Origin of the sequence: Sulfitobacter sp. SK012 (genome assembly GCF_003352085.1) — a bacterium.
GTDB lineage: Bacteria > Pseudomonadota > Alphaproteobacteria > Rhodobacterales > Rhodobacteraceae > Sulfitobacter.
The window spans coordinates 634,313-648,762 of sequence record NZ_CP025804.1; the positions used below are offsets into that span (position 1 = coordinate 634,313).

Here is a 14,450-nt window from a genome sequence, read left to right on the forward strand (position 1 = left end):
GTTACATCCGGCTAACTTACTTAATCGGGACGTGATCCATGGCCACCACAAATCCACTTCAGTTCATCCAGCAGGTTCGCGCCGAAGTGTCTAAGGTCGTTTGGCCGACACGTCGTGAGGTGATGTTGACCACAGTGATGGTCTTTATCCTTGCCGCGTTGACCGCGGTGTTCTTTGCGCTTGTAGACATTACGATCCGGAGCGGTCTTCAGTACGTTCTGAACATGTTTGGCTGAACGCGATTGCCTTGGGCGAAAATCGCCTGAACCTCTTGAAACATTCGAGTTTGCGAGCTATTGCGCAGGCCTGTTCTACAAGTCGGGTGTGCGGCGATTCGAGTTGCGCGCCGATTCTTTGTTCAGGGTCCGAGGCCCAAACGCCCCAGACCAAATCATTCACGCATGCTCAAAGATGCATGCAACAGTAGAGACCAGATAGGGGCAAGCGATCAAATGGCAACACGGTGGTATTCGGTCAGTGTCCTGTCCAACTTTGAGAAAAAGATCGCCGAGCAGATCCGCACAACTGTCGCGGAGCAGCAGCTTGAGGATCAGATCGACGAAGTGTTGGTTCCGACTGAAGAAGTGATCGAAATTCGTCGCGGTAAAAAAGTCACGACTGAGCGGCGCTTTATGCCGGGCTATGTGCTGGTGCACATGGAGATGTCAGATCGCGGGTATCACCTGATCAACTCGATCAATCGCGTCACAGGGTTTTTGGGGCCGCAAGGTCGCCCAATGCCGATGCGCGATGCCGAAGTGCAGGCCATTCTGGGGCGCGTGCAAGAGGGCGAAGATGCGCCACGCACGCTTATCCACTTTGAAATCGGTGAGAAAGTCAAAGTCGCGGACGGTCCGTTCGAAGACTTCGACGGTATGGTTGAAGAAGTCGACGAAGATAACCAGCGCCTTAAGGTCACAGTTTCGATCTTTGGTCGCGAGACGCCGGTTGAATTGGAATTCACTCAGGTTAACAAACAGATTTGATTTTCGATATTTTCGAGATCTGAGCGGCGGGTTTATCCCCGCCGTTTTGCGTTTCAGCCTCCTGCGTGTTGATGTTGTCGTGAGCTTGGCAGAGGCGAGGTTTGCGGTTCCGGATTTGACGGGGTCGTCGACAACATAGGTACTTGGTGCTCAACATCGCTCGACAGGCTTGCGTTGAGGGGGAAAGCGCACTATTGCCCCATTCTCGTTGACTCGGTTGCTGTTTTTAAGCCGTTTCCGAATCAAAGTCGGGATTATCCCGGTGGGAGGTACGTCAGGCGCGCCTGATACGCCGGACCACCACAACATATTGCCCCCATCGCGATGGATCAGGCAGTTGGAATAGGAGAAGGCCAATGGCCAAGAAACTCGTCGGTACGATGAAGTTGCAAGTTAAAGCGGGTCAAGCGAACCCATCCCCACCTGTCGGCCCAGCATTGGGTCAGCGCGGGATCAACATCATGGAATTCTGTAAAGCGTTCAACGCCAAGACAGCAGACCTGGAGCCCGGTGCGCCGTGCCCAACCGTGATCAGCTATTATCAGGACAAGTCCTTTACGATGGACATCAAGACGCCACCTGCGTCCTATTACCTGAAGAAAGCCGCCAAGGTTAAGTCAGGCGCCAAAACGCCTAGCCGTGAAACCATTGGTACCGTGACCACTAAGCAGCTGCGCGAGATCGCAGAAGCGAAGATGGCCGATCTATCCGCCAACGATATCGATCAGGCGATGAAGATCATTTTGGGTTCAGCCCGTTCTATGGGCATTGAGGTTAAGTAAAATGGCAAAGCTTGGTAAACGTACAAAATCTGCCCGCGAAGCATTCGCAGGCAAAGTGGACATCACAGTCGAAGAGGCTGTGACCCTGATCAAAGCAAACTCTGGCGTGAAATTCGACGAAACTGTCGAGATCGCTATGAACCTCGGGATCGACCCGCGCCACGCAGACCAGATGGTCCGCGGCGTAATCGGTCTGCCAAACGGCACCGGCAAAAACATGCGTGTTGCTGTGTTCGCTCGTGGCCCCAAAGCTGAAGAGGCTGAAAAGGCTGGCGCAGATATCGTGGGTGCAGAGGATCTGATGGAGATCGTGCAAAGCGGCAAGATCGATTTTGATCGCTGCATCGCGACACCAGACATGATGCCAATCGTTGGGCGTCTGGGTAAAGTACTGGGTCCACGTAACCTGATGCCGAACCCAAAGGTTGGAACTGTGACCATGGACGTTGAGGCAGCTGTTAAGGCGGCCAAAGGCGGCGAAGTTCAGTTCAAGGCGGAAAAAGGCGGCGTTGTACACGCCGGTGTTGGCAAGATGTCCTTTGACGAGGGCAAGCTGGTCGAAAACATCCGTGCCTTTATCGGTGCCGTGTCTAAAGCACGCCCAGCGGGTGCCAAAGGTACTTATGTCAAAAAGATCAACCTGACCTCCACAATGGGTCCAGGCGTTAGCGTTTCTATTGAAAACGCTGTCGGCGAGTAATTTCGCGTAAGATAATTCGCTTTGTTGCGAATGAAAGCGGGCCCTCTTGGGCCCGTTTTTTGTGCCGGAAGTCTAGATTTCGCTCAACGCTACCTTTGCAATAGCTGCTCGTGAGCCGTAATCTTGCCGATTTGATAAAAACCCAGCATCTGGGGGTTGGAAAACCCACGACCTTTATGTAGGTCAGCACCTAAGTATCAAAGCGCGATTCGTCGCGCTTTTGTGCTTTTCGTCCGAGACGGCGGGTGAGGGTCAGTGATCTTCATAATTCCTGCCTGAGACGGGAAACGGCAAATTTTCTTCGGACCGCCCGATCTGGGCTTTCCGCGGCGATGCGCAGGACCCCGTAAGGACCCGACCGTCGGGACACCTTTGTTCCGGCAGAACTGAGCCGGAGGGGCAACCCTCCCTTACTGGAGTGAAACTGTGGATAGAGCACAAAAAGAACAGCTGGTCGATGAACTCGGCCAGATCTTTGAAAGCTCTGGCGTCGTTGTGGTTAGCCATTACGTCGGTTTGACAGTTGCTAATATGCAGGACCTTCGGGCGCGCGCACGCGCGGCTGGTGGATCTGTGCGTGTTGCAAAAAACAGGCTCGCCAAGATCGCCCTTGAAGGAAAGCCATGCGCAAGCATTGCGGATCTTCTTACGGGCATGACCGTTCTTACCTTTTCTGAGGATCCCGTGGCTGCTGCCAAGGTTGCTCAGGATTTCGCTAAAGAGAATGATAAATTTATCATTCTCGGCGGTGCAATGGGTGAGAATGCGTTGGACGTCGCCGGTGTCGAAGCCGTGTCTAAAATGCCTTCGCGTGACGAGCTTATCGCCACAATCGCGGGCATGCTGGGCGCACCTGCATCGAACATCGCCGGGGCCATTGGCGCACCTGCAAGCAACATTGCTTCCATCTTGTCCTCAATCGAGGACAAGGCGGCTGCGTAAAGCATATCGTCAAGCTGGCGCAGGGTTGAACCTTCGCGTTGGAACACACATATCGTTAACGGAAAGAGCTAAAACATGGCTGATCTGAAGAAAATGGCAGAAGACATCGTTGGTCTGACACTGCTGGAAGCACAAGAACTGAAGACAATCCTCAAAGACGAGTACGGCATCGAGCCCGCCGCTGGCGGCGCTGTGATGATGGCTGGTCCTGCTGACGGCGGTGCCGCAGAAGAGGAAAAGACTGAATTTGACGTCGTGCTGAAAAATGCCGGTGCCTCCAAGATCAACGTGATCAAGGAAGTCCGTGGCATTACCGGTCTTGGCCTCAAAGAAGCCAAAGACCTGGTTGAAGCCGGTGGCAAGATCAAAGAAGGCGTGGACAAAGCCGAAGCAGAAGAAGTCAAAGCGAAGCTGGAAGCAGCTGGCGCAGAAGTCGAACTGGCTTAAGCCACACGCAACGGGAACAGGTCTTTTTTAGGAAAGATCAGGTTGGGGTTTCTTCGGAAAACTCAATAAATCCCGAAAGAACAAGGCTGGATGGGGAGCAATCTCTGTCCAGCCTGACCTATTTTGACGAGTGGTCCTTCAGATGGACCCTTCTTCAGGAGAGGTCCTAAGGTCGGAAGGGGTGCGGTGGGACGCATTCCAAGCATTGACCGGATTTTCCGCTCTGATAGGCGCACCACGGCCCCGGTGGTGGCGCTTAGGCAAGAGACACGAAAGGTGACACGACACATGGCACAATCCTTCCTTGGCCAGAAGCGTCTACGTAAATATTATGGCAAAATCCGCGAAGTGCTGGAAATGCCGAACCTCATTGAGGTTCAGAAATCTTCATACGATCTATTCCTGAATTCTGGCGATGCCGAAATCCCCACCGATGGTGATGGTATTCAGGGCGTGTTCCAATCGGTTTTCCCGATCAAGGACTTCAACGAGACTTCGGTACTTGAATACGTCAAGTACGAGCTGGAAAAGCCAAAGTACGACGTCGAGGAATGTCAGCAACGTGACATGACCTACAGCGCACCTTTGAAAGTCACGCTGCGTCTGATCGTATTTGATATCGACGAGGACACGGGTGCCAAGTCGGTCAAGGATATCAAGGAACAAGACGTCTTCATGGGCGACATGCCTCTGATGACCCCCAATGGTACGTTCATCGTGAATGGTACTGAGCGTGTGATCGTTTCCCAGATGCACCGTAGCCCCGGCGTGTTCTTTGATCACGACAAGGGCAAGACGCATTCTTCGGGCAAGCTGCTGTTTGCTTGCCGGATTATTCCTTACCGCGGCTCTTGGTTGGATTTTGAATTCGACGCCAAGGACATCGTATTCGCGCGGATCGACCGTCGTCGCAAGCTGCCTGTGACCACCTTGCTTTATGCTTTGGGGTTGGACCAAGAAGCGATCATGGACGCCTATTACGAGACAGTGAACTTTAAGCTGCAAGAGGGCAAAGGCTGGGTTGCGCCTTTCTACCCGGACCGTGTGCGGGGCACGCGGCCAACTTATGATCTTGTAGACGCAAAAACTGGCGAAGTGCTGTTTGAGCAAGGCAAGAAAGTCACGCCACGCGCGGTCAAGCAATTGGTCGACGATGGTAAGGTGACTGAGTTGCTGCTGCCGTTTGATCATATTGCGGGCAAATTCGTCTCCAAAGACATCATCAACGAAGAAACGGGCGCGATTTACGTCGAAGCTGGTGATGAATTAACGCTGGAGCATGACAAGGACGGCACGCTGATCGGCGGGACGGCCAAGGAGCTTGTGGATGCCGGCATCCACGACATTCCGCTCTTGGATATCGATAACATCAATGTTGGCGCGTACATGCGTAACACGATGAGCAACGACAAAAACATGAACCGCGACACGGCGCTCATGGACATTTACCGCGTTATGCGTCCGGGCGAGCCGCCTACCGTTGAGGCCGCGTCAAACCTGTTCAACACGCTGTTCTTTGATGGTGAACGTTATGACTTGTCAGCTGTTGGCCGCGTGAAAATGAACATGCGTTTGGCCCTTGATAAAGAAGACACCCAACGCACGCTGGACCGTGACGACATCGTGCAGTGTATCAAAGCATTGGTCGACCTGCGTGATGGCCGTGGCGACATCGACGATATCGACCACCTCGGCAACCGCCGAGTGCGTTCCGTCGGTGAATTGATGGAAAACCAGTACCGCGTCGGCCTGTTGCGCATGGAACGTGCGATCAAAGAGCGGATGTCTTCCGTCGAGATCGATACCGTGATGCCGCAGGATCTGATCAACGCAAAACCTGCCGCTGCTGCAGTACGTGAATTCTTCGGCTCCTCGCAGCTGTCGCAATTCATGGACCAAACCAACCCGCTTTCCGAGGTCACGCACAAGCGTCGCCTCTCAGCGCTTGGACCAGGTGGCCTGACACGTGAACGTGCTGGTTTTGAAGTACGTGACGTGCACCCGACCCACTATGGTCGGATGTGTCCGATTGAAACGCCGGAAGGCCCGAACATTGGTCTGATCAACTCGCTGGCGACGTTTGCCCGCGTGAACAAATACGGCTTCATCGAAACGCCTTATCGTAAGGTTTCTAACGGTGTGGTTTCCGACGAAGTGCAGTACATGTCTGCAACCGAAGAGATGCGCCATACGGTGGCTCAGGCCAACGCGAACCTTGATGAAAACATGAAGTTCGTGAACGATCTGGTCTCTACCCGTCAGTCCGGCGACTATACGCTGGCCCCGTCGGAAAACGTGGACTTGATCGACGTCAGCCCAAAGCAGCTGGTCTCTGTCGCCGCCTCGTTGATCCCGTTCCTTGAAAATGACGATGCGAACAGAGCCTTGATGGGCTCGAACATGCAACGTCAGGCTGTGCCGCTTCTGCAAGCTGAAGCACCGCTGGTCGGAACTGGTATCGAAGAAGTCGTGGCGCGCGATTCCGGCGCAGCCTATATGGCCAAACGTGCCGGTGTCATCGACCAAGTTGACGCAACGCGTATCGTGATCCGGGCGACCGCAGATCTAGAGCTGGGCGATGCGGGTGTGGACATCTACCGCATGCGTAAGTTCCAGCGGTCTAACCAAAACACCTGTATCAACCAGCGTCCGCTGGTTCAGGTTGGTGAGACGGTTACAAAAGGTCAGGTAATTGCCGATGGTCCATCTACGGACATGGGTGAGCTGGCACTTGGCAAAAACGTGGTCGTCGCGTTCATGCCTTGGAATGGCTACAACTACGAAGACTCGATCCTGATCTCCGAGCGGGTTTCGCGTGATGACGTCTTTACCTCGATTCACATTGAGGAATTTGAAGTCGCCGCACGTGACACAAAGCTTGGGCCAGAAGAGATCACTCGCGACATCCCCAACGTGGGCGAAGAAGCGCTGCGTAACCTTGATGAGGCGGGCATCGTCTATATCGGGGCCGACGTAGAGCCGGGCGATATTCTTGTGGGTAAGATCACGCCAAAAGGCGAAAGCCCGATGACGCCAGAAGAAAAGCTCCTACGCGCCATCTTTGGTGAGAAAGCCTCGGACGTTCGCGATACATCGCTGCGTGTGAAGCCAGGTGATTTTGGTACGGTCGTTGAAGTACGTGTGTTCAACCGCCACGGTGTGGAAAAGGACGAACGTGCGCTGCAGATCGAGCGCGAAGAGGTTGAACGCCTTGCTCGTGACCGCGACGATGAACTTGGGATCCTTGATCGCAACATCTACGCGCGTTTGCGTCAGATGATCACGGGCAAAGTGGCCGTCAAAGGCCCCAAAGGGGTTAAGCCCGGCGCGCAGATCAACGATGAGATGCTGGACGAAATCCTGACACGTGGTCAGTGGTGGCAGCTGGCGCTCGAAGACGAAGACGACGCGAAAATCGTCGAAGCCCTGAACGAGCAATACGAGATCCAAAAGCGGACGCTTGATGCTCGGTTCGAGGACAAAGTCGAGAAAGTACGTCGCGGCGACGATCTGCCTCCGGGCGTGATGAAAATGGTCAAAGTGTTCGTAGCGGTAAAGCGTAAGCTGCAGCCGGGCGACAAAATGGCTGGCCGTCACGGCAACAAAGGTGTGATTTCTAAGGTTGTTCCGATGGAGGACATGCCGTTCCTCGAGGATGGTACACCGGTTGATTTCTGTCTGAACCCGCTGGGTGTGCCATCGCGCATGAACGTCGGTCAGATCCTAGAAACCCACATGGGTTGGGCTGCACGTGGCTTGGGGGTCAACATCGACGAGGCGCTGCAAGAGTATAAGCGTTCCGGCGATCTGACACCTGTACGTGAAGCAATGCATCTGGCTTACGGCGATGACGTGTTCGAAGAAGGCATCACAGGCATGGCCGAAGACGACCTGCTTGAAGCTGCTGGTAACGTAACCAGAGGTGTGCCGATTGCGACGCCAGTCTTTGACGGTGCCAAAGAAGCAGACGTTAACGACAGCCTTGCACGTGCCGGTTTCGACACGTCAGGTCAGTCGGTCTTGTTTGATGGCCGCACAGGCGAAGAGTTCAGCCGTAAAGTGACGGTAGGTGTCAAATACCTGCTGAAACTGCACCACTTGGTGGATGACAAAATCCACGCGCGCTCCACAGGGCCGTACTCGCTTGTTACTCAGCAGCCGCTGGGTGGTAAGGCACAGTTCGGTGGCCAGCGCTTTGGGGAAATGGAGGTCTGGGCTCTGGAAGCTTACGGTGCCGCCTACACCCTCCAAGAGATGCTGACGGTGAAATCGGATGACGTTGCAGGCCGTACGAAGGTCTATGAAAGCATCGTCAAAGGCGAGGACAACTTCGAGGCCGGTATTCCGGAATCGTTCAACGTTCTTGTCAAAGAAGTCCGTGGCCTTGGCCTGAACATGGAACTCCTGGATGCGGAGGAAGATGAGTAACGGGCAAGATCTGAAATCAGATTTTGCGCCCAGACCTTCGATGAAGGTTTGGGCTCCCGCCAAACTTCCCCCGCACCCTCTGAAACTTGAGGAAAAAGTATGAACCAGGAACTGACAAACAACCCGTTTAACCCAGTCGCGCCAACCAAGACGTTCGACGAGATCAAGGTCTCTTTGGCATCGCCAGAGCGGATCTTGTCGTGGTCTTTCGGTGAGATCAAGAAGCCAGAAACCATCAACTATCGGACGTTTAAGCCCGAGCGTGATGGCCTGTTCTGTGCCCGTATCTTTGGCCCGATCAAAGATTATGAATGCCTGTGCGGTAAATATAAGCGCATGAAATATCGCGGCGTTGTCTGCGAAAAATGCGGCGTTGAAGTTACGCTGCAAAAAGTGCGCCGCGAGCGGATGGGCCACATTGAGTTGGCCTCACCGGTTGCGCACATCTGGTTCCTGAAATCGCTGCCTTCGCGCATCGGTTTGATGCTGGACATGACACTGCGTGATCTGGAACGGGTTCTGTACTTTGAGAACTACGTTGTGATCGAGCCGGGCCTCACCGAACTCACCTACGGTCAGATGTTGACCGAAGAAGAGTATATGGAAGCCCAAGACATCTACGGCATGGATGCATTCACCGCCAATATTGGTGCTGAAGCGATCCGCGAAATGCTGGCTGCGATTGATCTGGAAGCAGAAGCAGACCAACTGCGTGCGGACCTCAAAGAGGCCACAGGCGAGCTGAAGCCCAAGAAGATCATCAAGCGTCTGAAGGTCGTCGAGAGCTTCCTTGAATCTGGCAACCGCCCTGAGTGGATGGTTCTGACCGTGATCCCTGTGATCCCGCCAGAACTGCGTCCGCTGGTGCCGCTGGATGGTGGCCGTTTCGCGACGTCTGACCTTAATGATCTGTACCGCCGGGTTATCAACCGTAACAACCGTCTTAAGCGTCTGATCGAACTGCGCGCGCCTGACATCATCGTGCGTAACGAAAAGCGGATGCTGCAGGAATCTGTTGATGCTCTGTTTGACAATGGCCGTCGTGGCCGCGTCATTACGGGTGCTAACAAACGTCCGCTGAAGTCGCTGTCTGACATGCTGAAAGGCAAGCAAGGCCGCTTCCGTCAGAACCTTTTGGGCAAGCGCGTCGACTTCTCTGGTCGTTCCGTGATTGTGACTGGTCCTGAGCTGAAGCTGCACCAGTGTGGTTTGCCGAAAAAGATGGCGCTCGAACTGTTCAAGCCGTTCATCTATTCGCGCCTTGAAGCCAAGGGTCTGTCTTCGACGGTTAAACAAGCCAAGAAGCTGGTTGAGAAAGAGCGTCCCGAAGTTTGGGATATCTTGGATGAAGTCATCCGTGAACACCCTGTCATGCTGAACCGTGCGCCGACGTTGCACCGTTTGGGCATCCAGGCGTTTGAACCCGTATTGATCGAAGGTAAGGCTATCCAGCTGCACCCGCTCGTTTGTTCGGCCTTTAACGCTGACTTTGACGGCGACCAAATGGCCGTGCACGTACCGCTGAGCCTTGAAGCCCAGCTTGAAGCACGCGTCTTGATGATGTCCACGAACAACGTTCTGTCGCCTGCAAACGGTGCACCGATCATCGTGCCATCACAGGATATGATCTTGGGCCTTTACTACGTCACGCTAGACCGTGAAGGCGTAAAAGGTCAGGGCAAAGTCTTTGGTAACGTCGAAGAAGTTCAGCACGCGCTGGACGCTGGCGAAGTGCATATGCACGCCAAGGTCAAAGCACGGATCAAGCAGATCGACGCCGAAGGCAATGAGGTCATGATCCGTTTTGACACCACGCCAGGCCGTATGCTTTTGGGGGCTTTGTTGCCGCTGAACGCAAAGGCACCGTTTGATCTGGTCAACCGTCTGTTGCGCAAGAAAGAAGTGCAGCAAGTCATCGACACCGTTTACCGGTATTGTGGGCAAAAAGAATCCGTCGTCTTCTGTGATCAGATCATGACAATGGGTTTCCGCGAAGCATTCCGGGCCGGTATTTCGTTCGGCAAAGACGACATGCTGATCCCCGAAACCAAGTGGCCACTGGTTGATGAAACCCGCGGTCAGGTTAAGGACTTTGAACAGCAGTACATGGACGGCCTGATTACTCAGGGCGAAAAGTACAACAAAGTTGTTGATGCTTGGTCGAAGTGTAACGACAAGGTCACCGATGCGATGATGGGGGCGATTTCGGCTCACACATATGCTGAGGACGGTTCCGAGAATGAGCCAAACTCTGTCTACATGATGGCCCACTCTGGTGCGCGTGGCTCGGTCACTCAGATGAAACAGCTCGGCGGGATGCGGGGCCTGATGGCCAAGCCGAACGGCGACATCATCGAGACACCGATCATCTCGAACTTTAAAGAAGGCCTGACCGTTCTTGAGTACTTCAACTCAACGCACGGTGCTCGCAAAGGTTTGTCGGACACCGCCCTGAAAACGGCGAACTCCGGTTACCTCACGCGTCGTTTGGTGGACGTGGCTCAGGACTGTATCGTGCGCATGCATGATTGTGGGACTGAAACCGCGATCACCGCTGTTGCGGCTGTGAACGACGGCGAAGTCGTGTCTTCGCTGGCGGATCGCTTGCTGGGCCGTGTGGTTGCGGATGATATCTTGCGCCCTGGTACAGAAGAAGTGTTGGTGACGGCACAGTCCATCATCGACGAACGTCTGGCGGACATCATTGACGAAGCTGGCGTTGCTTCGGCACGGATCCGTAGCCCATTGACCTGTGAGGCCGAAGAAGGCGTTTGTGCGCAATGTTATGGTCGTGACCTTGCACGTGGTACGCTTGTGAACCAAGGCGAAGCGGTGGGTATCATCGCGGCGCAATCAATTGGTGAACCTGGTACACAGCTGACGATGCGGACGTTCCACATCGGTGGCGTTGCACAAGGTGGACAGCAGTCCTTCCTTGAGGCCGCACAGTCAGGCAAAGTACGCTTCGAGAGTGTCCAGACCATTGAAAACGCCGCTGGCGAGACCATGGTTGTGGGCCGCAACATGAAGCTGCTGTTGATCGATGAAAACGGCGAAGAACGTGCCAGCCACAAGGTCGGTTACGGTACCAAACTGTTTGTCAAAGAAGCGCAGAACGTGATCCGTGGCGACAAATTGTTCGAATGGGATCCCTACACCCTGCCGATCATCGCTGAGAGCGCTGGTATGACCAAGTTCGTCGATCTGGTTTCTGGTATCGCAGTCAAGGACGAGACGGATGATGCCACAGGCATGACTCAGAAGATCGTCATTGACTGGCGCGCGGCCCCCAAAGGCAACGAGCTGAAGCCAGAGGTTATCCTGATCGACAAAGATGGCGAGCCGATCCGCAATGATGCGGGCAATCCGGTGACCTATCCGATGTCTGTTGATGCGGTTCTGTCCGTCGAAGACCAGACCGAAATCAAAGCTGGTGACATCATTGCGCGTATCCCTCGTGAAGGTGCCAAGACCAAGGACATCACCGGTGGTCTGCCACGTGTGGCCGAACTCTTTGAGGCACGTCGCCCCAAGGATCACGCTATCATCGCGGAAATCGACGGCTATGTGCGGTTCGGCAAAGACTACAAGAACAAGCGTCGCATCGCGATCGAGTCTTCGGAAGATCCCGAGTACAAGGTCGAGTACATGGTGCCTAAGGGCAAGCACATCCCGGTTGCGGAAGGTGACTTTGTCCAAAAGGGCGACTACATCATGGACGGCAATCCAGCGCCGCATGATATCCTTGCGATTATGGGTGTCGAAGCGCTAGCGGATTACATGATCGACGAAGTGCAGGACGTCTACCGCCTGCAAGGTGTGAAGATTAACGACAAACACATCGAAGTCATCGTGCGTCAGATGCTGCAAAAGTGGGAAATCCAGGAATCTGGCGATACCACGCTGCTGAAAGGCGAACACGTCGACAAACAAGAGTTCGACCAAGCCAACGAAAAGGCGCTGTCCAAGAAAGGCCGTCCTGCCAAGGGCGAACCGATTCTGCTGGGCATCACAAAGGCGTCGCTACAAACCCGTAGCTTCATCTCTGCGGCGTCCTTCCAGGAAACCACGCGCGTGCTGACGGAAGCTTCCGTTCAGGGCAAGCGGGACAAACTGGTTGGCCTCAAAGAGAACGTCATCGTGGGTCGTCTGATCCCAGCAGGCACAGGTGGGGCAACCCAGCAGATGCGCAAAGTTGCCACTGACCGCGACAATGTCGTGATCGAGGCGCGCCGCGAAGAAGCCGAAGCCGCAGCTGCACTTGCAGCGCCTGAGCCGGCCGAGGACATCATCGGTGGTGACGTTTTCAGCACGCCGGTCGACAACTCGGAAAGCCGCGAATAAGCGGTCCTTATTGACGGCTAAATGACATACCCCCGTGCCAGAAATGGCGCGGGGGTTTTTCGTTGAGGACTTGCTCAGCCGCGCGCAATCGCTGATAGCTGGGGAATTCCAAGAAAGGCGCGTTGCGATGTCCCCCAATCTTATCGGTGCGTTCTTGATGGTCGCGGGGATGGCAGCGTTCACGCTCAATGACACGTTTGTTAAGCTGACCGGTGGCGAAGTGCCGCTCTTTCAACTGATCTTTTTGCGCGGCGTTTTATCAAGCGGGATGATCTTGGTTCTTGCCAGAAGCATTGGTCCGTTGCGGTTTCGTTTGCCGCGGCGCGATTGGGCGTTGATCACGCTGCGCGGCATTGCCGAAATTGCAGGGGCATACTTTTTCCTCTCAGCACTGTTCAACATGCCCATCGGCAACCTGACAGCGATCCTGCAGGTATTGCCGCTGACGGTCACGCTCGCGTCGGCTGTGGTGTTGCGCGAGGCGGTTGGATGGCGGCGCGTGCTTGCGATTGCTATTGGATTTGGCGGTGTGCTTTTGATCGTGCGACCGGGCGCCGAAGGGTTCAACGTCTGGTCGCTTTATGCGCTGATCGCGGTGTGCTGCGTCACGGTGCGCGACCTCAGCACGCGTGTGCTGTCCGCGGCGGTCCCTGGCATTACAGTAACCTTAACAACTTCTGTGTTGGTCATGGTTGCTGCGGGTTTGGCGTCCCTGGCGCAGCCATGGGCCGCGGTCACGCCGCAGGTTGGCGGGTTGATCGCGGTGGCGTCGTTCTTCATCGTCGGGGGGTACTATTGCAGCATTCAGGCCATGCGGGTGGGCGAGGTGTCTTTTGTGGCTCCGTTTCGATATGCGGGCCTGATTGCGGCGATGTTGGTCGGCTATCTTGTTTTCGGCGAAGTGCCGCGCGCATTGACGCTTCTGGGGGCGGCAATTGTAGTTGGCACTGGTTTGTTCACGCTATACCGCGAACAGCGCGCCCGACGTCTAGCGCCTTAACCCACTGAAAAGATACGCCTCACCACCGCATTATCGATGTTGAACGTTTTTTTGAAATACGCGGCTTGGCCTGAGTCCAAAGGCTGATAATCAAACACGTTCCGTCGTGCTTTTTGACGCGAGTCGTTGAAGTCATTATGGCCGCGCATCATCATGTCTTCGTCGGTAAAGGTCACAGTCGGCATCGTCTTCCACAGGTTCTGATGGCCGTGGTTCATGATCGTATCGGTATGGCCAGGCTGCACCAACATCCCAAGTGCTATGGCTGAGTACTGATATTTATAGGCCCAAACGCTGATGCCTTCGGGGCCAGCTGTAAAAACGTAACCTTTGTTGAAATCGATGGCGATTGCGGGGTGCCTGTCCCAAAGGCTGCGCAAATCTAACGCGGTTTGCTTGAGGCGGGCGACGAAGGTCACCGCCATTGCATCGTCATCATCCAGCCGAAATTGAAGGCATGGGGTGTCCGCATCCCCGCGCGCTTCGTTGATGGCGCGTTTCATGACCTTGCGGTGGGGCAGGGGCGGATAGCTGCGGATCATGGTTTGCGGAATGCGTTCGGTCAGCGCGCGCAACCGGGTCATATAGGCGTCCGGTAGGCTGTCGCCCGTCACAATCAGAAACGTGAAGTCCGGGTCGGTTTGGCCAGCGACCGACGGCAGGGTGATTGCCTCGAACAGGCGAAAGCGTTCCTCCATTCGGACAGGGTCATAAAGGAAAGCCTCACGGGCGGGGAGGTCAGGGTGCTCGACCTGAAACCCGCCCATGCCGGCATATGAAAACCGGCAGATGCCGATGGTCTTGATGGAGGTCTGCAAGGT

At 54.9% G+C, this 14,450-nt stretch carries 10 protein-coding genes; 9 read left to right on the forward strand and 1 reads right to left on the reverse strand.

Annotation, left to right across the window (positions count from 1 at the left end; genetic code table 11):
- Window positions 1-38 precede the first annotated feature (38 nt).
- From secE to C1J03_RS03190, 9 genes are all read left to right on the forward strand, one after another.
- The gene (gene secE / locus C1J03_RS03150; protein ID WP_114883620.1) at window positions 39-236 is read left to right on the forward strand and encodes a preprotein translocase subunit SecE; all 198 of its coding nucleotides are present in this window, start codon (window positions 39-41) and stop codon (window positions 234-236) included.
- A gap of 216 nt (window positions 237-452) precedes the next feature.
- Window positions 453-986 (forward strand): transcription termination/antitermination protein NusG, encoded by a 534-nt coding sequence (gene nusG / locus C1J03_RS03155; protein ID WP_114883622.1) that lies wholly within the window; start codon window positions 453-455, stop codon window positions 984-986.
- A gap of 356 nt (window positions 987-1,342) precedes the next feature.
- Window positions 1,343-1,768 carry a 50S ribosomal protein L11 gene (rplK, locus tag C1J03_RS03160; RefSeq protein ID WP_114883624.1) on the forward strand — a complete coding sequence of 142 codons (426 nt, stop codon included), beginning with the start codon at window positions 1,343-1,345 and terminating at the stop codon, window positions 1,766-1,768.
- Window position 1,769: 1 nt separating this feature from the next.
- A complete protein-coding gene (rplA, locus tag C1J03_RS03165; protein WP_114883626.1) occupies window positions 1,770-2,468 on the forward strand; it encodes a 50S ribosomal protein L1 in 699 nt (232 codons plus the stop codon).
- A 426-nt stretch (window positions 2,469-2,894) separates the two neighbouring features.
- Entirely contained in the window at window positions 2,895-3,410 is a 516-nt protein-coding gene (gene rplJ, locus C1J03_RS03170) for a 50S ribosomal protein L10 (protein ID WP_114883628.1), read from the forward strand.
- 75 nt (window positions 3,411-3,485) lie between these two features.
- Complete coding sequence (gene rplL, locus C1J03_RS03175) at window positions 3,486-3,857, forward strand: 50S ribosomal protein L7/L12 (protein WP_114883630.1); 372 nt, start codon at window positions 3,486-3,488, stop codon at window positions 3,855-3,857.
- A gap of 288 nt (window positions 3,858-4,145) precedes the next feature.
- The gene (gene rpoB / locus C1J03_RS03180) at window positions 4,146-8,285 is read left to right on the forward strand and encodes a DNA-directed RNA polymerase subunit beta (protein ID WP_114883632.1); all 4,140 of its coding nucleotides are present in this window, start codon (window positions 4,146-4,148) and stop codon (window positions 8,283-8,285) included.
- 99 nt (window positions 8,286-8,384) lie between these two features.
- Entirely contained in the window at window positions 8,385-12,629 is a 4,245-nt protein-coding gene (gene rpoC / locus C1J03_RS03185; protein ID WP_114883634.1) for a DNA-directed RNA polymerase subunit beta', read from the forward strand.
- 127 nt (window positions 12,630-12,756) lie between these two features.
- Window positions 12,757-13,629: a DMT family transporter gene (locus C1J03_RS03190; RefSeq protein ID WP_114888817.1), complete on the forward strand. Its 873-nt coding sequence runs from the start codon at window positions 12,757-12,759 to the stop codon at window positions 13,627-13,629.
- Here the strand turns inward: C1J03_RS03190 and C1J03_RS03195 are convergent.
- Entirely contained in the window at window positions 13,626-14,447 is an 822-nt protein-coding gene (locus tag C1J03_RS03195; RefSeq protein ID WP_254694165.1) for a putative rhamnosyl transferase, read from the reverse strand. The genes C1J03_RS03190 and C1J03_RS03195 overlap by 4 nt on opposite strands.
- Between the last annotated feature and the right edge of the window lie 3 nt (window positions 14,448-14,450).